The organism is Massilia haematophila, from assembly GCF_042647645.1.
GTDB classification, from domain to species: domain Bacteria; phylum Pseudomonadota; class Gammaproteobacteria; order Burkholderiales; family Burkholderiaceae_D; genus Telluria; species Telluria haematophila.
Window position 1 is genome coordinate 5,195,841 of record NZ_JBHRVV010000001.1, and the last position, 20,303, is coordinate 5,216,143.

The 20,303-nt window shown below is 65.6% G+C and carries 18 protein-coding genes and 1 other RNA gene; 11 read left to right on the forward strand and 8 right to left on the reverse strand.

Features of this window, described 5'->3' with window-relative positions:
• Positions 1–4: 4 nt before the first annotated feature.
• Positions 5–391, reverse strand: a complete 387-nt coding sequence (locus ACFOPH_RS23120; RefSeq protein ID WP_379737445.1) for a hypothetical protein — start codon at positions 389–391, stop codon at positions 5–7.
• 159 nt (positions 392–550) lie between these two features.
• Here ACFOPH_RS23120 and pstS point away from each other — a divergent pair, with 159 nt between their 5' ends.
• Entirely contained in the window at positions 551–1,579 is a 1,029-nt protein-coding gene (pstS, locus tag ACFOPH_RS23125) for a phosphate ABC transporter substrate-binding protein PstS (protein ID WP_379737447.1), read from the forward strand.
• A gap of 579 nt (positions 1,580–2,158) precedes the next feature.
• On the opposite strand, the gene rpoH is transcribed toward pstS, so the two are convergent.
• The 7 genes from rpoH to ACFOPH_RS23160 form a co-directional block, all read right to left on the reverse strand.
• Positions 2,159–3,049: an RNA polymerase sigma factor RpoH gene (gene rpoH, locus ACFOPH_RS23130; protein WP_313703802.1), complete on the reverse strand. Its 891-nt coding sequence runs from the start codon at positions 3,047–3,049 to the stop codon at positions 2,159–2,161.
• A 479-nt stretch (positions 3,050–3,528) separates the two neighbouring features.
• Positions 3,529–4,449: a permease-like cell division protein FtsX gene (ftsX, locus tag ACFOPH_RS23135; protein WP_312547831.1), complete on the reverse strand. Its 921-nt coding sequence runs from the start codon at positions 4,447–4,449 to the stop codon at positions 3,529–3,531.
• Complete coding sequence (locus tag ACFOPH_RS23140) at positions 4,446–5,174, reverse strand: cell division ATP-binding protein FtsE (RefSeq protein ID WP_312547830.1); 729 nt, start codon at positions 5,172–5,174, stop codon at positions 4,446–4,448. Before ACFOPH_RS23140 ends, ftsX begins: the two co-directional genes overlap by 4 nt.
• 2 nt (positions 5,175–5,176) lie before the next feature.
• Entirely contained in the window at positions 5,177–6,280 is a 1,104-nt protein-coding gene (gene ftsY, locus ACFOPH_RS23145; RefSeq protein WP_312547828.1) for a signal recognition particle-docking protein FtsY, read from the reverse strand.
• A 193-nt stretch (positions 6,281–6,473) separates the two neighbouring features.
• Positions 6,474–7,235, reverse strand: coding sequence for a DUF4261 domain-containing protein (locus tag ACFOPH_RS23150; RefSeq protein WP_379737450.1), 762 nt, complete (start codon positions 7,233–7,235; stop codon positions 6,474–6,476).
• A 181-nt stretch (positions 7,236–7,416) separates the two neighbouring features.
• Positions 7,417–8,163 carry an NYN domain-containing protein gene (locus ACFOPH_RS23155; RefSeq protein WP_379737452.1) on the reverse strand — a complete coding sequence of 249 codons (747 nt, stop codon included), beginning with the start codon at positions 8,161–8,163 and terminating at the stop codon, positions 7,417–7,419.
• A 150-nt stretch (positions 8,164–8,313) separates the two neighbouring features.
• The gene (locus tag ACFOPH_RS23160) at positions 8,314–10,014 is read right to left on the reverse strand and encodes a thiamine pyrophosphate-binding protein (RefSeq protein WP_379737454.1); all 1,701 of its coding nucleotides are present in this window, start codon (positions 10,012–10,014) and stop codon (positions 8,314–8,316) included.
• 200 nt (positions 10,015–10,214) lie between these two features.
• Between ACFOPH_RS23160 and ACFOPH_RS23165 the strand changes: the two genes are divergently transcribed.
• The 10 genes from ACFOPH_RS23165 (at position 10,215) to ACFOPH_RS23210 (ending at position 20,286) form a co-directional block, all read left to right on the forward strand.
• Complete coding sequence (locus tag ACFOPH_RS23165) at positions 10,215–10,907, forward strand: hypothetical protein (RefSeq protein WP_379737456.1); 693 nt, start codon at positions 10,215–10,217, stop codon at positions 10,905–10,907.
• 71 nt (positions 10,908–10,978) lie between these two features.
• Positions 10,979–11,587: a PH domain-containing protein gene (locus ACFOPH_RS23170; protein WP_312547820.1), complete on the forward strand. Its 609-nt coding sequence runs from the start codon at positions 10,979–10,981 to the stop codon at positions 11,585–11,587.
• A gap of 84 nt (positions 11,588–11,671) precedes the next feature.
• An RNA gene (gene rnpB / locus ACFOPH_RS23175) (RNase P RNA component class A) lies at positions 11,672–12,023 on the forward strand.
• 387 nt (positions 12,024–12,410) lie between these two features.
• On the forward strand, positions 12,411–13,778 hold the full coding sequence (locus tag ACFOPH_RS23180) for a UDP-glucose dehydrogenase family protein (RefSeq protein ID WP_312547846.1): 1,368 nt from the start codon (positions 12,411–12,413) through the stop codon (positions 13,776–13,778).
• A complete protein-coding gene (locus tag ACFOPH_RS23185; protein ID WP_379737458.1) occupies positions 13,775–14,827 on the forward strand; it encodes an NAD-dependent epimerase/dehydratase family protein in 1,053 nt (350 codons plus the stop codon). The genes ACFOPH_RS23180 and ACFOPH_RS23185 overlap by 4 nt, the downstream gene beginning before the upstream one ends.
• A gap of 2 nt (positions 14,828–14,829) precedes the next feature.
• Positions 14,830–16,302: an ArnT family glycosyltransferase gene (locus ACFOPH_RS23190; protein WP_379737460.1), complete on the forward strand. Its 1,473-nt coding sequence runs from the start codon at positions 14,830–14,832 to the stop codon at positions 16,300–16,302.
• On the forward strand, positions 16,303–17,232 hold the full coding sequence (locus ACFOPH_RS23195) for a glycosyltransferase family 2 protein (RefSeq protein ID WP_379737462.1): 930 nt from the start codon (positions 16,303–16,305) through the stop codon (positions 17,230–17,232). It abuts the gene before it with no gap.
• 22 nt (positions 17,233–17,254) lie between these two features.
• A complete protein-coding gene (locus ACFOPH_RS23200; RefSeq protein WP_379737464.1) occupies positions 17,255–18,106 on the forward strand; it encodes a lysylphosphatidylglycerol synthase transmembrane domain-containing protein in 852 nt (283 codons plus the stop codon).
• A gap of 132 nt (positions 18,107–18,238) precedes the next feature.
• Positions 18,239–19,726 (forward strand): glycerol kinase GlpK, encoded by a 1,488-nt coding sequence (glpK, locus tag ACFOPH_RS23205; protein WP_379737466.1) that lies wholly within the window; start codon positions 18,239–18,241, stop codon positions 19,724–19,726.
• A 29-nt stretch (positions 19,727–19,755) separates the two neighbouring features.
• Positions 19,756–20,286 (forward strand): PH domain-containing protein, encoded by a 531-nt coding sequence (locus ACFOPH_RS23210; protein ID WP_312547813.1) that lies wholly within the window; start codon positions 19,756–19,758, stop codon positions 20,284–20,286.
• Positions 20,287–20,303: the final 17 nt, after the last annotated feature.

Sequence of the window (20,303 nt, forward strand, 5' to 3'; positions counted from 1 at the left end):
CGCATCACGGCAGCACCTGCACCGTGACGCGGTGGTTGGCAACCGCATCCGGCGCGGCCGGGGCGGGAAGGGAAGCTTCGTCGAGCGCGATGCGCTTGCCGCCAAGGAGGCTGGAGGCATGGGCGGCCTCGCCCGGCACGAGGATGAGGGATTCGGGCGCGGCGTTCGCGCGGGTGAGGCTGAAGCGGCAGCTCAGGCGGCCTGCCCAGACGCAGTGCACGCCCGGCGGACAGCGGCTGTCCTCGACTTCCTCGAAGCGCAGCAGGACGCCGGGGGCGGCCTCGACGCTCGTTCCCGGCTCGAGCGCAAAGCTGGGCACCTGCGGCCCTGGCGGGGCGGCGCAGGCGGCCAGCATGATGCAGGCGAAGGGCAGGGCGAGCAGGTGGCGCATCGGGCATCCGTTGGTTCGACCGCCCGACTATAGCAAAAACGCCAATGCCGTGACGTTTCGACTTGCCAAAAGCGCAGTCATACGGCGGTCACATTCGCTGGCTAGACTTCGCTCGTCACTTAACCAACCCCGAGTTACGACAATATGAAAATCAAGCACATGTTCAAAACGATGATCGCCGGCGCCGCTGCCGCGATGGTGATGACCTCGGCTTTCGCTGCCGACGTGACCGGCGCGGGCGCGACCTTCCCGTACCCGATCTACGCCAAGTGGGCTGAATCGTACAAGGCCGCCACCGGCGTCGGCATGAACTACCAGTCGGTCGGCTCGGGCGCGGGCATCAAGCAGATCAAGGCGAAAACCGTCGACTTCGGCGCCTCGGACATGCCTTTGAAGTCCGCCGACCTGGAAGAAGCCGGCCTGATGCAGTTCCCGGCCATCATGGGCGGCGTGGTCGCCGTGGTCAACGTCGAGGGCGTGACCCCGGGCCAGCTGAAGCTGACCGGTCCGGTCCTGGCCGACATCTACCTGGGCAAGATCACCAAGTGGAACGCCGCCGAGATCGCCGCCCTGAACCCGGGCGTGAACCTGCCGGCCGCCGACATCACCGTCGTGCACCGCGCCGACAGCTCGGGCACGTCCTTCCTGTTCACCGACTACCTGTCGAAAGTGAACCCGGACTTCCAGCAGAAGATCGGCGCCGGCACTTCGGTGAAGTGGGCCGTGGGCGTGGGCGGCAAGGGCAACGAAGGCGTCGCCGCCAACGTGCAGCGCATCAAGGGCTCGATTGGCTACGTCGAATGGGCCTACGCCAAGAAGAACAAGCTCTCGCACACCCAGCTGAAGAACAAGGACGGCCAGTACCTGCAGCCGGACGACGAAGCCTTCAAGGCCGCCGCCGCCAGCGCCGAATGGACCAAGACCCCGGGCTTCGCCGTGATCCTGACCGACACCGCCGGCAAGAACAGCTGGCCGATCACCGGCGTGTCCTACATCCTGATGCACAAGACCCAGGAAGACGCGACCAAGGGCAAGGAAGTCGTGAAGTTCTTCGACTACGCCTACAAGAACGGCGCCGCCGCTGCCGCCGAACTGGACTACGTGCCGATGCCGGCCTCGGTCGTCAAGCTGGTGCAGGGCGCATGGAAAGCCCAGCTGAAGGACGCTTCGGGCAACGCGATCTACTGATCCGGACGATCACAGGACGGGGTCTCGACACCCCGGATCGGACTGGCTGCTGGTGACTTGCGGCCAGGTTTTAACGGCGGTTCCAGGGATGGGGCCGCCGTTTTTTTGTGAATTGCGCCGATCCTTGCCTTTTGAATGACACTGGAACGGTCATGGTTTTGTAGGGTGGACACAGGTGCCTTTCGCGGCCCGGTCCACCCTACAAGGGTGGTAGGGTGGGTTCTTGAACCCACGCGGTCTGACCGGGTCGCCATGCGGCGCCACGTGAATGCGCCGCAAACGCTGATTCGTCGCTGTACCGCCTTTGTAGGGTGGGCTCTCGAGCCCACGCCGTCTCACCGGTTGATATGCGGTGCCATATGAACTAGCCGCAAACGTTGATCAAACTCCGTACAGCGTGGGTTCGAGAACCCACCCTACGAAAACCACGGCGAGTTCAAGAGGCGCTGGTAATCAACCGGTGAAACCGCGTGGACACAGGTGTCCACCCTACGAAAACGCACCTCTCGCCGTGGGCGTCATCATCAATAAAAAACGGCGGCCCTTGCGGAGCCGCCGTTTTGCGTGGCTTTAAGCAGCTTATACGTACGCCGCCAGCGCGCCCTTCATCTTCTTCAGCGCCGCCGATTCGATCTGGCGGATACGCTCGGCCGACACGCCGAATTCCTCGGCCAGGGTGTGCAGCGTGGCGCCCGAGCCGTCGTCGTTGGCCAGCCAGCGCGCTTCGACGATGCGGCGCGAACGCGGGTCGAGCTTGCCCAGGGCCGTTTCCAGGCCTTCGGACTGCAGGCGCGTGACCTGCTCGGCTTCCAGCACCTTGGTCGGCTCCTGCTGGTCCGAGGACAGGTAGGCGATCGGCGAGAACTTGTCGTCCTCGTCGTCGGTCGGCGCTTCCAGGGCGATGTCGCGGCCCGAGAGGCGGGTTTCCATTTCGATTACTTCCTCGCGCTTGACGCCGAGCAGCTTCGCCAGGTCGTCGACCTGGCCCGGCGACATCGCGTCCAGGCCCTGCTTGTTGCTGCGCAGGTTGAAGAACAGCTTGCGCTGGGCCTTGGTCGTCGCGACCTTCACCAGGCGCCAGTTCTTCAGGATGTACTCGTGCATCTCGGCCTTGATCCAGTGCATCGCGTACGACACCAGGCGCACGCCCTGGTTCGGGTCGAAACGCTTCACGGCCTTCATCAGGCCGATGTTGCCTTCCTGGATCAGGTCGGCGTGCGGCAGGCCGTAGCCCAGGTAGCCGCGCGCGATCGAGACCACCAGGCGCAGGTGCGAGAGCACCAGCTTCTGGGCGGCGTCGAGATCATTCTTTTCCCGCAGCCGCGTCGCCAGCGAGACTTCTTCCTCGTGGGACAGCATCGGCAGCCGGTTCACCGCGGAGATATACGCGTCGATGTTACCGAGATTGCCGGTGAAGCCAAGTCCCAGAGCACGGCTGCCGGTTGGTACCAATGCGGATTGTGCGGACATTATCTTTTCCTCGTAGAGTGTTTTGTGCTGCATCTCATGCAGGGGACGATTCCCGCTGCTGATTTTTTCGGCTTGAATCCGGATGCAAGCGAACCCATTTACATTCACTTGAGTTATATATTAGCACTCTCGAAGGGTGAGTGCTAGCGAACCCCCAGAATGCGGGGCCCGTTTAAGTCTGGCCAAAGTATTGCTTAGAAGCATTAATTGCGCCCGCTCTACTGTAGAGTGAAACGGGGCATTTCTATTGAGCTATCTCAAGTGTGTGCCTCTTGTGGATCGCGTTAGGCCACAGACTAAGGGCTGTCGAAACCCTGTTTCTGTTAGTTGGCGCACGAAGCACCGAGTTCCGCGCCTTACGAGGCAAATTCCTACTTCGGTAAGAGAAGTAGGCGCACAAGACGAGCGGCCTCTAGGGCTGGAAAATGACGCGGGCGGACCCATGGGTCCGCCCGGAAAGGCTGGATCAGGCCGCGAACTCAGTGCAGGCGCGCCAGGTGGCGCTGCACCGACAGCATGGCGCCGATCAGGCCGAGGCCGGCGCTGATCGCCAGCAGGGCCGCCAGTTCCAGCGGACCGAGGAAGGCCAGCTGGAATTCCGACGCATACAGGCGCGCGAACTCGGCGATCGCCCCGTTCAGCGGCCGCAGGGCCAGCGCCACGCCGGCCAGGGCCAGCGCGCCGGCGCACAGGCCGAACAGGGCGCCGGTGTAGTAGAAGGGACGGTGGATGAAGTTGTCGGTCGCGCCGAGCAGCTTCGACACCGCGATTTCCTCGCGCTGGGTCAGCACCTGCAGGCGGATCGTGTTGAACACCACCGCGATCACCACCACGCCCAGCGTCACCGCCAGCAGCAGGAGACTCAAGCGCAGGATGCCCATCAGGGCGGCCAGGCGTTTCACCCAGGCCGAATCGACCTGCACCGTGTCCACGTGCGGCAGCTGGTGCAGCTGCTCGACCACGGCGTCGATGCGCGCGGCGTCGGCCGTGTTCGAGGAGCCGGCCAGCTTCATCACGTAGCTGTCGGGCAGGGGATTGTCGCCCAGGGTGTCGAGCGCGTCGGCCAGGCCGCTGCGCGCCTTCAGCTCTTCCAGCGCCCGCTCGCGCGGAATGAAGGTGATCGTCGCCTTGCTGTCGGCCAGGATCTGGCGCAGCTGCGGCGCGATCGCCTGCGCCTGCTCGCGCGTCGCCTCGGGCTTGACGAACAGGCTGACCTCGGGATCAACCGAGAGCTGCTCCGACATCGGGCGCACGTTCTCGAGCAGGGTGATGCCGGCGAACGGCAGGGTCAGGGCGACCGCGATCACCAGCACGTTGAACAGGAAGCTGCCCGGCGCCTTGCGCACGGTGGACAGCGCGGCGCCGAGCGCGAAGCGGTGCTGGCGGAACCAGGGGCTCATGCGGCACCTCCTTCGGTGTCCGCAAGTCCAGTGTCGCCTGCCGCGCCTGCCGTGCCTGCCACGCCGGCAAGGGCATCGCCGACCAGTTGGCCGTTCTCGAGGCGGATCACGCGCGCGGCCCGGTCGAGAATCTGCTCGTCGTGGGTCGAGATCACGCAGGTCACGCCGACGGCATTGAAGGCGCGCAAGGCGTCGATCACCTTGTCGGCCGCCACCCGGTCGAGGTTCGCGGTCGGTTCGTCGGCCAGGATGATCTGCGGCCGGTTGACGATCGCGCGCGCGATCGCCACGCGCTGCTGCTCGCCGCCGGACAATTCCAGCGGATGGGCCTTGGCGCGTTCCAGCAGGCCCACCTTGTCGAGGGCGGCGCGGGCGCGCTGTTCGGCCTGCGCGCGCGGAGCGCCGGTGACGAGGAGGGGCAGCATGGTGTTGGCCAGGATGTTGCGGTCGTTCAGCAGGCGCTGGTGCTGGAAGATCAGCCCGAGGTTACGCCGCAGGAAGGGAATGCCGGCCTTCTTGATCTTGCCGATGTCCTGGCCGAAGACGACCACGCGCCCGCTGCTGGGACGCTCGACTGCCGCCACCATTTTCATGAGCGTCGACTTGCCGGCGCCGGAAGGACCGGCCAGGTAGACCAGCTCGCCTTTGTCGATGTTCAGGGTGACGTCGCGCAGGGCGGTCGCATCGACCGAGTATTTCTTGGAGACGTTGTGGAATTCGATCATCTTTAACCCAGCAGCGCTTCCACGAATTCTTCTGCATCGAAGGGCTGCAGGTCGTCCAGCTTTTCGCCGACGCCGATGAAGTACACCGGCACCGGACGCGTGCGCGCGATCGCGGCCAGCACGCCGCCCTTGGCGGTGCCGTCCAGCTTGGTGATGATCAGGCCGGTCAGCTGCAGGGCGTCGTCGAAGGCCTTGACCTGGGCCAGGGCGTTCTGCCCGGTGTTGCCGTCGATGACCAGCAGGGTCTCGTGCGGGGCGCCATCCATGCCCTTGCCGATCACGCGCTTGATCTTCTTGAGTTCTTCCATCAGGTGCAGCTGGGTCGGCAGGCGGCCGGCGGTGTCGACCATGACGACGTCGACGCCGCGCGCCTTGCCCGACTGGACCGCATCGAAAGCCACGGCGGCCGGGTCGCCCGAGGCCTGCGAGATCACGGTGACGTTGTTGCGCTGGCCCCAGACCATCAGCTGCTCGCGCGCGGCGGCGCGGAAGGTGTCGCCCGCGGCCAGCAGCACCGACTGGTCGAAGCGCTGCATGTGCTTGGCGAGCTTGCCGATGGTCGTGGTCTTGCCGGCGCCGTTCACGCCCGAGATCATCATCACCAGCGGTTCGTGGCGGCCCAGCTCCAGCGGCTTTTGCAGCGGCGCGAGCATCTCGACCATCAGCTCCTTGAGCGCACCCTTGACGGCGGCGGCATCGAGCAGCTTGTCTTCCTTGACCTTGCGGCGCAGGTTATTGAGCAGGTGTTCGGTGGCGTCCATGCCGGCGTCCGACATCAGGAGCGCGGACTCGAGTTCCTCGTACAGGTCCTCGTCGATACGCGCGCCGACGAACAGCAGCGACAGGTTGCTCGAGGTCTTGGCCAGGCCCGCCTTCAGGCGCGCCATCCAGGATTTTTTCTGCTCTGCGGCGCTGGTCGGGCGTTCGGCCGTTTCCTCGATGACGAGTTCGGGTTCGGCGCTCGCCAGGGCCGGAGGCTGGGCAAAGGCGGGAACTGCCGCGGGGGCAGGCGCGGGCGCGGGCTGGACCGGGGCCGCCTGCTCGACAGGCTCGACCGGCGCCGGCGTTTCGGGGGCGGCTTTTTTTCTCTTGAAGAAACTAAACATGGGTTGCGTGGTGGCGGCTGCTGCATGCACATGCCGGACTGCGATACCGGCACGACGAATAGGGTCGCGGGTATTTTACCAGAGCACAGTGCTGACGAATCGGCAACGAACGGACGGGGCGCGCCGGCTGTCGACAGGCACGCGAACGGCAGTCCGGCCGCGGCCTGGCGGATTTCCGGGGGGAGCTAGCGCATCATTGCCGGTTGCGCGTCCACCAGTTGCCCTTCTTCTCGGGCGCCGGCGGGTACAGGCGCCAGGCGCCGTAGGGATTATTGAACAGCGAAGCCTCGCCGTAATCGATCGCCGCGACGCGTTCGAGCCGGTACACCGGCTTGCCTTCGCTGACCGAAAACGTGTGGCCGTCGGCCAGGTCCGGCGCGTGCTCGAGCAGGTAGCGCGTGAAAAAGCGCAGCATGTCGGCCGCCTGGTTCTTGTCCCTGGCGCTGGTGATCGCCTCCGGCAGGCCGAAGTTGTGCATCCCGCAGGAATAGACGTCGGCGCCGGCCACATACACCACCAGCGCGCGGTGCGCGGTGAGCTGGTCGAGCTGTTCGCACATGTCGATCCAGTAGGCCGGCGCATGGGCGATGCCGGTACTGTCGACCTTCACGCCCAGCCCGCCGCTATCGATCAGGGCGGCGCCGGCGCGCATCATCGCATCGGCCGCCGCGCGCGAACCGCCCGGGCCCGCCAGGTAGGCGACCGAGGCATGGGTGTCGATGTCGGCCATCGCCTCGGTCCGTGCCCAATGGGGGCCGGCCTTCACGAAGTCCTCCACCAGGTCCGGGTCGGCCGGCTGCAGGGCGAGCTCGCAGGCAAAGCCGGTCTCGCTCTCGCTTAGCACGCCGCCCGCCAGGGAATAGCCGATGGCGCTGGCGGCGATCTCGTCGGCCAGCACACTGGTGTTTTCCCATGGGCCGGGAATGCACAGGACCAGTTCCGGAGTGGTGCTCACTGCTTCGTCTCCTCGTTATCGGGTGATGGCGCCGGATGCGTTCGCCGGGCGCCATGACGTGGCCTGCCGCTCCCGTTCCCGGATACGGCTGAGCTGTCTGGCGAAAAGCATAGCCGGTTCCGCGCAAACGTGTTTTCGCAATCGCGCGCGGGTAGCACGGGCGGCCGGGCCGGCTTCCCGGTCAGGCGGCGGCTGCGCGCTCGGGCGCCCCCTTCGGCGCATCGGCCTTCGGTTTCGGCTGCACCCAGTATCCGCCGTTGTCGGGCCGCGTCACGAGATCGGGATAATTCTGGACCATGTCCAGCAGGCCGGAATAGCCGCATTGCTGCGGCGAGAAGCCCGGATCGGTGCGCCGCATGTACTGGCCCAGGGCGCCCAGGCCGACCCGGCCTTCCGCCGACTCGGCCGCCAGCAGCGACACCGCGGCCAGCAGGGTGCGCGGCCGCCGCTTGACGACCTTGGGCGGCTCGCTCTTCGCCTGCTCGGGCTGCACCGGTACGTATTCGAAAAACTGGTCCGAGGCATTGCGCAGCGCGTCCGGCGTCTTGCCTTCGCCGATGATGCAGACCGCAGCGCCGCGCCCGCGCAGCTTGCGGCACAGGTAGGCGAAGTCCGAGTCGCTGGTGACGATGCAAAAGGTGTCGACCCGGCCGTCGAACATCAGCTCGAGGGCGTCGAGCGCCAGCGCGATGTCGGCCGTATTCTTGCCGGCCACGTAGTGGTATTGCAGGCAGGGTGTGAATGCCAACCGCACCAGCGCGTCCTGCCACTTGTTCGCCAGCGTCGTGTGGTTGCCGTAACCCTGGCGCACCACGACGCGCCCGAACTGGGCGCACATCCGCAAGGCGTAGTCGAGGATGTCGGGGCTGGTGTTGTCGCAGTCGACCAGGACCGCGACGCGGCCTGTCGTTTTCGGATGTTCGGGCATCGCTTGCCTTTGCTGGTGTCGACAGAGGAGGCCGCGGACGCGCCAGGCCGGCCCTGTCTTACGTTGTGCATAGGCAACATGCTAGCAGGCCCGCCCAGCCCAAAAATGCGCGCTTTGTCACGGCGCCGGATGCAGGGCCGCTGATACGACTCAGCCGGCCTTGGCCGCCTCGGCCGCCTTGCGCATGCTGTCGAGCGTCGCGTTCGGCGTGATCAGGTTGCCGTCGTAGCGCAGCTCGATCAGCGCCGGCAGCCCCTTGCCGTTGGCGTGCTCGAGGGCGCGCGCCAGGGCCGGGGCGAACTCAAGCGTGCGCTCGACGATCTCGCCGTGGCCGCCGTAGGCGCGCGCCAGCGCCGCGAAGTCGGGATTGTGCAGCGTGGTGCCGGAGACGCGGCCCGGATAGGTCTTCTCCTGGTGCATGCGGATGGTGCCGAACATGCTGTTGTTGAAAACGATGATGATGACCCCGGCGCCGTACTGCACCGCGGTGGCCAGCTCCTGGCCCGTCATCATGAATTCGCCGTCGCCGGCGAAGGTGACCACGGTGCGCCCCGGTTCGACGATCTTCGCCGCCACGCCCGAAGGCACGCCATAGCCCATCGCGCCATTCGTCGGCGCCAGCTGGGTGCGCATGGCCCCGTAGCGCCAGAAGCGGTGCGCCCAGGAGGCGTAGTTGCCGGCGCCGTTGGTGACGATGGTGTCGGCCGGGAGCGCCGCCTGCAGGTCCTGCACCACCTGCCACAGGTCGAGCGGGGCCTGGCCGTCCTTGAACACCGGCGGCTGCGCCTGCCACGCGGCCAGTTCGGCGCGCGCCTCTTCCACCGTGTGGCGCCAGGCGCCGGCGTCGACCGGTTCCATCGCGGCCAGCATGGCGCAGGCCTGCGGCGCGCCGCTGGCGATCATCAGCTCGGCCTGGTACACGCTGCCCAGCTCTTCCGGATCGGGATGGATGTGCACCAGGCGCTGCTTCGGCAGCGGCGAATCGAGCAGGGAATAGCCGGAAGTCGTCATCTCGCCCAGGCGCGGGCCGATCGCGATCACGAGATCGGCCTCCTTGACGCGCGCGGCCAGCTTCGGATTGATGCCGATGCCGACGTCGCCAATGTAGTTCGGGTGCGCGTTGTCGATCAGGTCCTGGAAGCGGAAGGTGCAGCCCACCGGCAACGCGTTCGCTACGGCGAACTTCGCCAGGTCGGCGCAGGCCTGCGCATTCCAGGTGCCGCCGCCCAGCAGCACCAGTGGACGCTGCGCTTCGGCCAGCATGGCGCGCAGCGCGGCGATCTGGCTCGCCGCCGGCGCCGCCTGCACCGGGGTGTGGCAACGGGTGTCGGCCACTTCCGCCTTCGACACCAGCATGTCTTCCGGCAGGGCCAGCACCACCGGGCCCGGTCGTCCACTCGTGGCAATCTGGAAGGCGCGTGCGATGTATTCGGGGATGCGGTCGGCGCGGTCGATCTGGGCCACCCATTTCGCCATCTGGCCGAACATGCGGCGGTAGTCGATTTCCTGGAAGGCTTCGCGGTCGACGAAGTCGTTGCCGACCTGGCCGATGAACAGGATCATCGGCGTCGAATCCTGGTAGGCCGTGTGCACGCCGATCGAGGCATTGGTCGCGCCCGGACCGCGGGTCACGAAACAGATGCCGGGCTTGCCGGTCAGCTTGCCGTAGGCTTCGGCCATGAATGCCGCGCCTCCTTCCTGGCGGTTGATCACGAAGCGGATCTGCGAGTCGTGCAGGGCGTCGAGCACGTCGAGGTAGCTTTCGCCGGGCACGCCGAAGGCGGTGTCGACGCCGTGGACGTGGAGCGCGTCGACCAGGATCTGGCCGCCGGTGCGGGAAGGGTGCGTCATGTCTCTGTCATCCTTGTTGGTTTGGCCGGCCGTGCCAGGCATCGAAATATTCTAAGCCAGCCGTTGCGCGCAGGCTTTTCAAATGGCGACACCAAATTTCAGAAATGCCGGGCCGATAATCTTATCAATATGCAAAATGCTTGGACGGCGCGACGGCCTGGGGCTAAACTTGTTAAAAATAAAATATCACTAGGGAAATCATGCAGAGACGTCACATGTTATTGACCGGCCTCGCGCTGCTGGGCAGCGGCGTCGCGTTCGCCGTCAAGCCGCGCGGCGACATCGTCCCCGTCTACGTCGTGCCGCTCGACGATTTCCCCGAGGATTACTCGGCAAACGTGGCCCGGGCGCTGGCGAGCCAGCTCGGCATCCGCGTGCGGGCAGGCTTGCGCCTGCCGCCGCTGCACATTCCGGTGCTGCCCGAGACCGACCAATACGCCAGCGAAGCGCTGCTCGAGCGCGCCGTGCGTGCCAGCGCGCGCCTGCCGGGCCTGGGGCCGGAGACCTATCGCCTGTTCCTCACCACGCGCGACATCAATTCGCAAACGGGCCAATTCCGCTTCCAGTTCTCGACGCACAGCCCGAACCTGAACTGCTCGGTGCTGTCGATGGCGCGCCTGGTCGAGCTCGAGGACGGCAAACCGCGCCTGACGGTGCGCACCGGCGAGCGCACGATCAAGCTGGCCAAGCGCGCGGTGGGCGAACTGCACCTGGGCTGGCGCCGTTCGGCCGATCCCGAGGACCTGATGTATGCGCCGCTGATGAGCGTCGAGGACCTGGACCGGATCGGCAACGAGCACCGGGAACAGGCCGAGCCGGCGGTGCCCGCGGCGCCTCTCCCGCCCGTGCCGCGCGACCGGCCGCGCGAGGGCGGGGCGACGATTTCGGTCTGATCAGGTCCAAGGGAAACGCCATTCCGGCTTTTTCTACTTTTTCAATGTAGCGGTTTTATACGAGGATCATCATGTTCAAGAGACTGGCGGCGGAAGCACTGGGCATCAGCGATATCGGCGTCATCGTCGGCCCGGCGGATTACAACAAGGTCGATGCCGACGATTACCTGTTCAGCGAAGACGGCGAACAGATCTTCTTTCTCATCAAGAGCAAGAAGGACGAGTACTGCTTCACCAACCTGGCGCTGATCCATGTGGACGGCGATTCGGCCGTGTCGTCGAAGCGCGCGATCAAGCGCTACGACTATGCCGCGCACCAGATTTCGAACGTCAGCATCGAGACCGCCGGCACGCTGGACATGGACATCGAATTGAAATTCAACCTGGACGACACGGTGTTCTCGATCGACGTCAAGAAGACCTTCATCGAGCAGCTCAAGGACATCTACAAGGCCCTGATCTCGATCGGCAAGCAGCAGCGCCGCGATGCCGCCTGCCGCGAGAATGCGCTGCGCGCGCTCGATGCCACCGCGTCCGTGCACAAGCTGAACATCGCGCCGGGCGAGGGCGGCCTGGTCAAGCAGTACGGCGAATTGCTGGCGGCCTTGAACAGCGCCATGTTCGATACGCACACCAAGCGCGATTTCAGCGACGTGTTTGTCAAGTACATCCATAACTGAGGGCCGGTCGCGTGCGGTGCGCGATGTACCGCATCCGCCACGCCGACTAGGAGGGCCATCCGCCATCAGGTACAATGATGCCGTGAAGCAGGCCAGACAGTCGCTGGCTGGCGCCGCAAGGCGCCGGCGGGAGGAAGGTCCGGACTCCACAGAGCGGGGTGACGGTTAACGGCCGTCCGCCGAAAGCCTTCCGGCGCAAGCCGGGGGTATAAGGCGAGGAATAGGGCCACAGAGACGAGCGTATTCAGTTACGGTGAAACGCGGTAACCTCCACCTGGAGCAATTCCAAATAGGCACGCGTTGATGTTGCTCGCGGAGCGTGCGGGTAGGAAGCTTGAGCGCCGGAGTAATTCGGCGCCTAGAGGAATGGCTGTCATAGGGGCGTCCCGCAAGGGAGACCACTACACAGAATCCGGCCTATCGGCCTGCTTTGCACTTTATTCTTTTCTCCTGCGCGCCAGCAAGCGCAGGACGACATCTCGCGGCATTCTCCTGCCGCATCAGGAACTTCCGCCTCCACCAACGATCTGAGCACTGAGCCGTAAAGACGGCAGAGGTTGCACTGCCGGGCGCGGGGTCGCCATGGCGGCCAGGTCGGCGCGGCCAGTTCGGCACGGGCAGCCATCGCGGGCTCGTCCAGCCGCCGGTGCTGCTTGACCTGGATCACGTGGCAGCTGTGGTCCCTGGTCCGCATTCGTCTCGCATCAACACCAGCCTTACATCATCGACAGTATCGCGGCAAGGGCACAACCGGCGTGGAGCAGGCCATCCTTCTCCCCGGTTGTTCATGTTTTGTTGTCCATTGGTCTGGTTCGCACACCATATGAAGATAACAGTGATTGGTACAGGTTATGTCGGGCTGGTCTCGGGCGCCTGCTTTGCGGACGTGGGCAACACCGTGCTCTGTCTCGACGTCGACGAACGAAAGATCGACATGCTCAATGCCGGCCGGCTGCCGATCTTCGAGCCTGGCCTCGATGCCCTGGTGGCGCGCAACAAGGCGGCCGGCAGGATGACGTTCACCGCCGACTACGACGAAGCGGTGGCCCACGCCGACGTCATCTTCCTGTGCGTGGGCACGCCGCCGGACGAAGAGGGCAGGGCCGATCTCACCCACGTGCTGTCCGCGGCGCGCAGCATCGGCCAGCGCATGCAGCGGCCGGCCATCCTGGTCAACAAATCGACCGCGCCCGTCGGTACCGCCGACCAGGTGAACAGGGTCGTCGCCGGCGAACTCGGCGCACGCGGCGTGTCCATCGATTTTTCGGTCGTCAGCAATCCCGAGTTCCTGAAGGAAGGCGCGGCGATCGAGGATTTCATGCGCCCGGACCGGATCGTCGTCGGCAGCGACAATCCGCGGGCAACCAGGATCATGCGCCATCTTTACGCGCCGTTCAGCCGCAACCATGAAAAGCTGGTCGAAATGGATGTGCGCAGCGCCGAGCTGACGAAATACGGCGCCAACGCCATGCTGGCCACGCGCATCAGCTTCATGAACGAACTGGCCAACCTGGCGGAAAGCCTGGGCGCCGATATCGAGCAGGTAAGGCGCGGCATCGGCTCCGATCCGCGCATCGGCCCGGACTTTCTCTATGCCGGCGTGGGCTACGGCGGCTCCTGCTTTCCCAAGGATGTCCGGGCACTGTTGAAAACCTCGGCCGACCATGGCCAGCAACTGCGCATCCTGGATGCCATCGAAGCGGTGAATGCATCGCAAAAGGATATCCTGTTCAAGAAGATCGCCGCGTTCTTCGACGGCATCGATCGGCTGGCAGGTAAAACCGTCGCGCTATGGGGCTTGGCGTTCAAACCGAACACCGACGACGTGCGCGGCGCGCCCAGTCTGGCGCTGATACGGAAACTGTTTGCGGCGAATTGCCGCGTCCAGGCCTACGATCCGGTCGCCGCCAGTGCGGCGCAAGGCGTGCTGCTCAGGGAGCATGGCGAAGCCCGTTGCCGGGAACTGCTCGGGATGGTGAATTCGGCGGCGGCGGCCGTCGAAGGCGCCGACGTGCTGGCCATTGCGACGGAGTGGAAGGAGTTTCGCTCGCCGGACTTCGGCTTCCTGGCCGCCACGCTGCGGCACCGGGCGATTTTTGACGGCAGAAATCTCTACGATCCGGAATTCGTCGACTCGTTCGGACTGGCCTACCACGGTATCGGCAGGCCTGTGCCGGTGGGGCAGCAATGATCCCGGCCAATGCCCCTGTCCTGGTCACCGGCGCAGCCGGTTTTATCGGGAGTTTCCTGGCAGCGCGCCTGGCGCGCATGGGCATGCGGGTGGCGGCATGCGACAACTTCAGCGCGTATTACCCGCTTGACTTGAAACATGGGCGCATTAAGGCCTTGCTGGCGCCGCACGACATACGCTGCGAAGCCGTGGAGCTGGCCGATGCGCGCCAGGTCGAGCGCCTGTTCGAACGCGTCCGGCCCGCGTATGTCGTGCACCTGGCCGCGCAGGCCGGCGTGCGCTATTCGATCGACAACCCTGCCGCCTACGTGCAATCGAACCTGGTGGCCTTTGCCAACATCCTGGAGGCCTGCCGCCAGTGCCGGCCACGCCACCTGGTCTATGCGAGCAGCAGCAGCGTCTACGGAGCGAGCTTGACGCCGCCCTTCCGCGAAAGCGACAGGACCGATGCGCCGCTGTCGTTCTATGCGGCGACCAAGAAGGCGAACGAGGCGATGGCGCATTCCTATAGCCACCTGTACGGACTGCCGGCGAGCGGCCTGCGCTTCTTCACTGTCTACGGACCCTGGGGCCGTCCGGACATGGCGTATTTCAGCTTCGCGCAGAAAATGCTCAAGGGCGAGACGATTCCGGTCTTCGCGCAAGGCGAACTGGAAAGAGACTTTACCTATATCGACGACATCGTCGAAGGGATCGTCCGCGTGCTGGCAAAACCGCCCGGGGAATTGGCCGCTCATCCGGGCGCTCACCCGGGCGCTCACCTGGTCGCTCACCCGGACACCGGCGCCGCGCCGCACACGGTATTCAACATCGGTAATCACCAGCCGGTCCGGGTGCTGGATTTCATTGCGGCCCTGGAGCAGGCGGTCGGGGTCAAGGCCAGGATCCGCTTCCTGCCGATGCAGCCGGGCGACGTGCCGATGACCTGTGCCGATACCGGCAAGCTGCGCGACTGGGTCGGCTTCGCCCCGGCGACCCCGCTCCAGGAGGGGCTGCGCCAGTTCCGCGCCTGGCTGGTCGCCTGGATGGCCCAGGGCCAGGCAGGCTAGCCATGCTACTGGCCATGCAAGACGCGCCTGTCGAGGCGGCGTGCGAACAGCGCGCAGGCAGGCGTTTTCTCCTGGTGCTTGCAGCTTATTTCCTGCTGCAGGTTCTGCTGCGCGTGACCTCGCCCGCCGTGCTCGACCTGGACGAATCGGAAGCGGTCCTGAGCTTCCAGCACCTGCAGCCGGGCTACGGCAACCAGCCGCCGCTGTACTTCTGGCTGCAATGGCTCACGTTTTCCGTCTTCGGCATCAATCTCCTTGCCCTCTCGTTCCAGAAGAACCTGCTGCTGTTCTGCACCTACCTGGCGATGTTCCACACGGCCAGGTCGCTCATCGGCATGAACGCGGCCATCATTGCCGCCGCCTCGCTCATCCTGTTCCCGCAACTGGGCTGGGAATCGCAGCGCGACCTGACGCATTCGGTGCTGGCGACCTGCATGGCGGCGCTCGCGCTCTGGTGCTATGCCGGCCTGCTCCGGCAGCGCAACAGATGGCGCCATGCGCTCCTCGGCCTGCTGATCGGGCTTGGCCTGCAGTCGAAGTACAACTTCGCGCTATTTGCGTTGGGGCTGCTTGCGGCCAGCCTGATGGTGCGTGAGCACCGGCGGGCGGTATGGACCCGCGACGCCTGGCTGACGCTGGCCGTGGCGGCGCTGTCCCTGGCGCCGCACGGTCTGTGGTTGTTTCACCACCTGGATGCCGCAACGGGCGCCACGCTGGAGAAAATGCAGGGCCGTGGCGGGGACTACGCCAGCAGCGTGGCGCGTGGTTTCGGCAACCTGGTCGGCGCGACGCTGCTGTTTGCCACGCCGCCCTGGATCGTGTACGGCTGGATCTGGTGGCGGCACCGTGGCCAGGCGAGGGCGCATCTCGATAGTCCTGCGGCCCGGTTCATTCTCTGGTTCTACCTCGCGGCGTTTGCCTGCATCGCCGCGCTGGTGCTCAGCGGCGAGCTGGCCAGGATCAAGAGCCGCTGGATGCAGCCGGTCCTGTTCCTGTTGCCGCTGGCCTTCCTCCTCATCTTCCCCGCGCTCGCGCGCCGCACCGTGCGTCGCACCATCCTGTGGGCGGCGGGCTTGTGCGCCATCCTCATCCTGGCGGGCATGCTGGGACGCGCCTATCTCGACAAGGACACGCGGGCACCGTTCGGCGCATTGTCGGCCCAACTGATGCTGCGCTTTCCCCAGGCGACCACCGTGGTCGCAAACGACCTGACGGTGGCCGGGAACCTGTACCTGCATCATCCGGCATGGACAGTGGTGCTGCTGCCCAAGGTGTTGCAAAGCCGGCCTGCGCTGCGTGGCGAGCTGCTGTTGATCGCCCCAGTCGGCCAGCCGGACAATGGCTTCGACCGCTTTCTCGACGCCTATCCCGCCGGCGTGATCCGTCAGCGCGGACGGCTCGAAATCGGCACACCGCAGGATCGACAGGGCGCCATCGCGGTGGAATATGCGCTTGTCTCGCTAAAGGATGCGTAAATGCTTTTGTCGGTCGTTATTCCGGTCATGAACGAGGCGGGCAATATCCAGCCCCTGATTGCGCGTATCGCGGAGGCGCTGGCCGGCGTCGAGCATGAGATCATCTTCGTGGACGACGGCTCGCTCGATGCCACCGTGGCGGAAATCGAACGCTTTGCCACGCCGCATACCCGCGTCCTGGTATTGAGCCGTAACTACGGCCAGACCACGGCCATGGCGGCCGGCATCGATGCCGCGAATGGCGAGCTGATCGTCATGCTCGATGGCGACCTGCAAAACGATCCCTACGACATCCCGCGCATGATGGAACGCATGCGCGAAGGCGACTGGGACGTCGTCGCCGGCATCCGCGCCAGGCGCAAGGACGGCTTCCTGCTGCGCAAGCTGCCGAGCAAGCTGGCCAATTGGCTGATCCGGCGCGCGACCGGCGTCCATATCAGCGATTACGGCTGCACCCTGAAGCTGTTCAAGCGCGACGTCGCCAAGAACCTGGGACTGTACGGCGAACTGCACCGCTATGTGCCGGTACTGGCCACGATGTATGGCGCCAGGATGACGGAGATGGAGGTGCGGCACCATGCGCGCCATGCCGGCGTGTCCAAGTACGGCATCAATCGCACCCTGAAAGTGGTCAGCGACCTGATGCTCATGATGTTCATCCGCAACTATGGCCAGCGTCCCATGCACCTGTTCGGCACCGCCGGGATCGTCGCGTTTTTCACGGGCTGTGTCCTGAATGCCTATGTGCTGTTCGAGAAGCTCATGGGGGAACAAAGCGCCGGACGGCCGCTGCTGTTCCTTGGCCTGTTGCTGACGGTGGCGGGCATCCAGCTGATCACCACCGGCTTCGTGGCGGACCTGATCATGCGGACGTATTACGAATCGCAGAACAAGAAGCCCTATCAGATCAAGAAAATCTCCGGTGTCTAGGCATGTCGGCAAGAAGCTGAAAATGGTGTTGCAGGTGCTGGTATCGGCCTGCCTGGTCGTTGTCGTCTTTCGCCATCTCGACTTCGGCCAGGTGAAAAACCTGGCCTATCATCCGCAACGGGCGCCGCTGCTGGTCGCCGCCTTCGTCGCCTTCAATCTGTCGAAAATCGTCAGCGCGCTGCGCCTGAATATCTACCAGCGCCATGCGGGCGTGCATCTGGGCGAGCGGGAAAACCTGCGTTTGTATTACGCAGGCATGTTCCTGAACCTGTTCCTGCCGGGCGGGATCGGTGGCGATGCCTACAAGATCCTGGTGCTGCACCGCAGCCATGCCTTGCCGCTGCGCGCCTTGATCGCGACCACCCTGGCGGACCGTGTCAGCGGCATCCTGGTCCTGTTGGCGATCCTGTGCCTGTTGACGCCCTTGCTGGCGCTGCCCTGGAAAACGCCGGCCGTCATCGCGTCGTCGCTGGCATCGCTGGCCGCGGTGATCGCGGTGTTCGTCGGCGGGCATCGGTGGCTGGTCAAGCTTGACCGGCGGGGGCTGGCCGCCGTGTTCGGGCTCGGCATCGGGGTGCAATGCCTGCAGTTGACCTGCATGGGGATGCTGCTTGCCTACCTGGGCGCGCCCGGGGCGCATTACCTGGCCTATGGTTTCCTGTTCCTGGTGTCGTCGATCGCGGCCGTACTGCCGCTCAGTGTCGGCGGCCTTGGCATACGGGAGGCGAGCTTTCTGTTCGGCGTCGGCCTGTTTCACCTGGAGCCTACCTACGGCGTCATGGCATCCAGTGGTTTCTTCCTGATAACGGCACTCTCATCCCTGATCGGTTCCCTGTTCCTGGGCCATTTTTCGCTGCGCTCGCCGGCGTGCTAGTGCGCGTGCTGCCGCAGGAACAGGGGTACGGGGCAGCCCCTGGGAGTGTCGCCAGGCGCCCTTTGGGAGGATATCGGGCGCTCTTGGGCTACAATCCGGAACGAAGCATGCTGGCTTCTTCCGGAGACATCGATGCCCCAATACATCCTCGCCCTCGACCAGGGAACGACCAGTTCGCGCGCGATCCTGTTTGACCGCCAGGGCCAGGTGGCGGCCTGCGCCCAGCAGGAGTTTCCCCAGCATTTCCCCCAGCCCGGCTGGGTCGAGCACGATGCCCTCGATATCTGGACCAGCCAGCTCGCCTGCGCGCGCCAGGTGGTGAAACAGGCCGGCATCAAGGCCGGGCAGGTCGCCGCCATCGGCATCGCCAACCAGCGCGAAAGCACCATCGTGTGGGACCGCGCGACCGGCGAACCGATCGCCCGCGCGATCGTCTGGCAGGACCGCCGCACCGCCGGCGCCTGCGACCGCCTGCGCGCCGAGGGCAAGGCGCACCTGGTCGGGCGCAGCACCGGGCTCGAACTCGACGCCTATTTTTCCGCGACCAAGCTGGCCTGGCTGCTCGAAAACGTGCCCGGCGCCCGCGCGCGCGCCGAGCGCGTCGAGCTGTGCTTCGGCACCGTCGACAGCTGGCTCGTCTATAAGCTCTGCGGGCGCCACGTCACCGACGTCAGCAACGCCTCGCGCACCATGCTCTACAACATCCACACGTTGCGCTGGGATCCGGCCCTGCTCGACCTGTTCGGCATTCCCGCGGCGATGCTGCCCGAGGTGGTGAAGAGTTCCGGCGAAGTAGGGCAGGCGCACGAAGAATGGTTCGGCCGCGCGATTCCGGTGACCGGCATCGCCGGCGACCAGCAGGCCGCGACTTTTGGACAGGCCTGCTACGACAAAGGCATGGTCAAGAATACCTATGGCACCGGCTGCTTCATGCTGATGCATGCCGGCTACGTGCCGCCGGTTTCGCGCAACCGCCTGCTGGCGACCATCGGCTGGAAGGTCGACGGCCGGGTCGACTACATGATCGAGGGCAGCGTCTTCATGGGCGGCGCCACCGTGCAGTGGCTGCGCGACGGACTCGGCATCATCAGGCAGTCGAAGGAGGTCGAGCCGCTGGCGATGTCGGTGACCGACAGCGGCGGCGTGATGCTGGTGCCGGCCTTTGTCGGCCTGGGTGCGCCGCACTGGGACCCGTATGCGCGCGGCACCATCGTTGGCATGACGCGCGGGACCACCGCCGCCCACATCGCGCGCGCGGCGCTGGAAGCGATCGCCTACCAGAGTGCGGAACTGCTCGAGGCCATGCAGAAGGACGCCGCCTGTCCGGTGACCGAGGTGCGCGCCGACGGCGGCGCGGCCCGCAACGACCTCCTGATGCAGTTCCAGGCCGACCTGCTCGGCGTGCCGGTGGTGCGGCCGAAGGTGACGGAAACGACGGCGCTGGGCGCCGCCTACCTGGCCGGCCTGGCGACCGGTTTCTGGACCTCGCGCGAGGAGATCGCCGCGCTCTGGCGCGCCGAGCGCCGATTCGAACCCGGCATGCCCCTCGAGCGCCGCGCCGCCCTGATGGCGCGCTGGACGCGCGCGGTCGCGCATGCGAAGGGATGGGCCGAACATTGAACCGGACAACTTAAGGATGGAGCGAGACGATGCAGTTTGAAATTGCGCCAGTAGGCAGCGGCGTGTTCTGGACCATGGCGGCGATTACCTTCCTGGCCTGCGCCGCGCCGCTGCTGGTGATCCGGCGCGACGGCCTGGCGGTGAGCATGAAGAACGTGCTGCTGGCGGCGGTCCTGATCGTGCCATTCACGGCCACGCTGGCCTATTCGGTGCACGACAACGCGCTGGAGCTTGCCGACGGCAAGATCCTGCTGCGCGCCGCCCACTTCTACGAACACGACCGGCCGCTGTCCGACTTCAACCTGGACGGCGCGCGCATCGGCAGCTACGGTTCCATCCACGAAGCGCGCCTGGGCGTGCGCAGGAACGGCATCCACATGCCCGGCTATGCCGCCGGGCGCTTCAACGCGCCGAACGAGAAACAGGTATTTGCCCTGCTGACCGACCGCAACCAGGTGGTCTACCTGCCGGCGCGGATCGGTCCCTCGCTGCTGGTAAGCGTGGCGCAGCCGGAGCAGTTCCTGGCGGCGTTGCGGGCACGCCGCCCGGCACCGGGCTGAGAGGTCATGCGAGGCTT

Excerpts from the sequence above, each read along its gene's own strand:
- pstS (WP_379737447.1), top strand. The coding sequence starts at position 551 with ATGTTCAAAACGATGATCGCCGGCGCCGCTGCCGCGATGGTGATGACC.
- ACFOPH_RS23160 (WP_379737454.1), bottom strand. The coding sequence starts at position 10,014 with ATGACGCACCCTTCCCGCACCGGCGGCCAGATCCTGGTCGACGCGCTC.
- ACFOPH_RS23200 (WP_379737464.1), top strand. The coding sequence starts at position 17,255 with ATGGTGTTGCAGGTGCTGGTATCGGCCTGCCTGGTCGTTGTCGTCTTT.
- ACFOPH_RS23140 (WP_312547830.1), bottom strand. The coding sequence starts at position 5,174 with ATGATCGAATTCCACAACGTCTCCAAGAAATACTCGGTCGATGCGACC.
- ftsX (WP_312547831.1), bottom strand. The coding sequence starts at position 4,449 with ATGAGCCCCTGGTTCCGCCAGCACCGCTTCGCGCTCGGCGCCGCGCTG.
- ftsY (WP_312547828.1), bottom strand. The coding sequence starts at position 6,280 with ATGTTTAGTTTCTTCAAGAGAAAAAAAGCCGCCCCCGAAACGCCGGCG.
- ACFOPH_RS23165 (WP_379737456.1), top strand. The coding sequence starts at position 10,215 with ATGCAGAGACGTCACATGTTATTGACCGGCCTCGCGCTGCTGGGCAGC.
- ACFOPH_RS23185 (WP_379737458.1), top strand. The coding sequence starts at position 13,775 with ATGATCCCGGCCAATGCCCCTGTCCTGGTCACCGGCGCAGCCGGTTTT.
- ACFOPH_RS23120 (WP_379737445.1), bottom strand. The coding sequence starts at position 391 with ATGCGCCACCTGCTCGCCCTGCCCTTCGCCTGCATCATGCTGGCCGCC.
- ACFOPH_RS23170 (WP_312547820.1), top strand. The coding sequence starts at position 10,979 with ATGTTCAAGAGACTGGCGGCGGAAGCACTGGGCATCAGCGATATCGGC.
- rpoH (WP_313703802.1), bottom strand. The coding sequence starts at position 3,049 with ATGTCCGCACAATCCGCATTGGTACCAACCGGCAGCCGTGCTCTGGGA.
- ACFOPH_RS23195 (WP_379737462.1), top strand. The coding sequence starts at position 16,303 with ATGCTTTTGTCGGTCGTTATTCCGGTCATGAACGAGGCGGGCAATATC.
- ACFOPH_RS23180 (WP_312547846.1), top strand. The coding sequence starts at position 12,411 with ATGAAGATAACAGTGATTGGTACAGGTTATGTCGGGCTGGTCTCGGGC.
- glpK (WP_379737466.1), top strand. The coding sequence starts at position 18,239 with ATGCCCCAATACATCCTCGCCCTCGACCAGGGAACGACCAGTTCGCGC.
- ACFOPH_RS23155 (WP_379737452.1), bottom strand. The coding sequence starts at position 8,163 with ATGCCCGAACATCCGAAAACGACAGGCCGCGTCGCGGTCCTGGTCGAC.
- ACFOPH_RS23210 (WP_312547813.1), top strand. The coding sequence starts at position 19,756 with ATGCAGTTTGAAATTGCGCCAGTAGGCAGCGGCGTGTTCTGGACCATG.
- ACFOPH_RS23190 (WP_379737460.1), top strand. The coding sequence starts at position 14,830 with ATGCTACTGGCCATGCAAGACGCGCCTGTCGAGGCGGCGTGCGAACAG.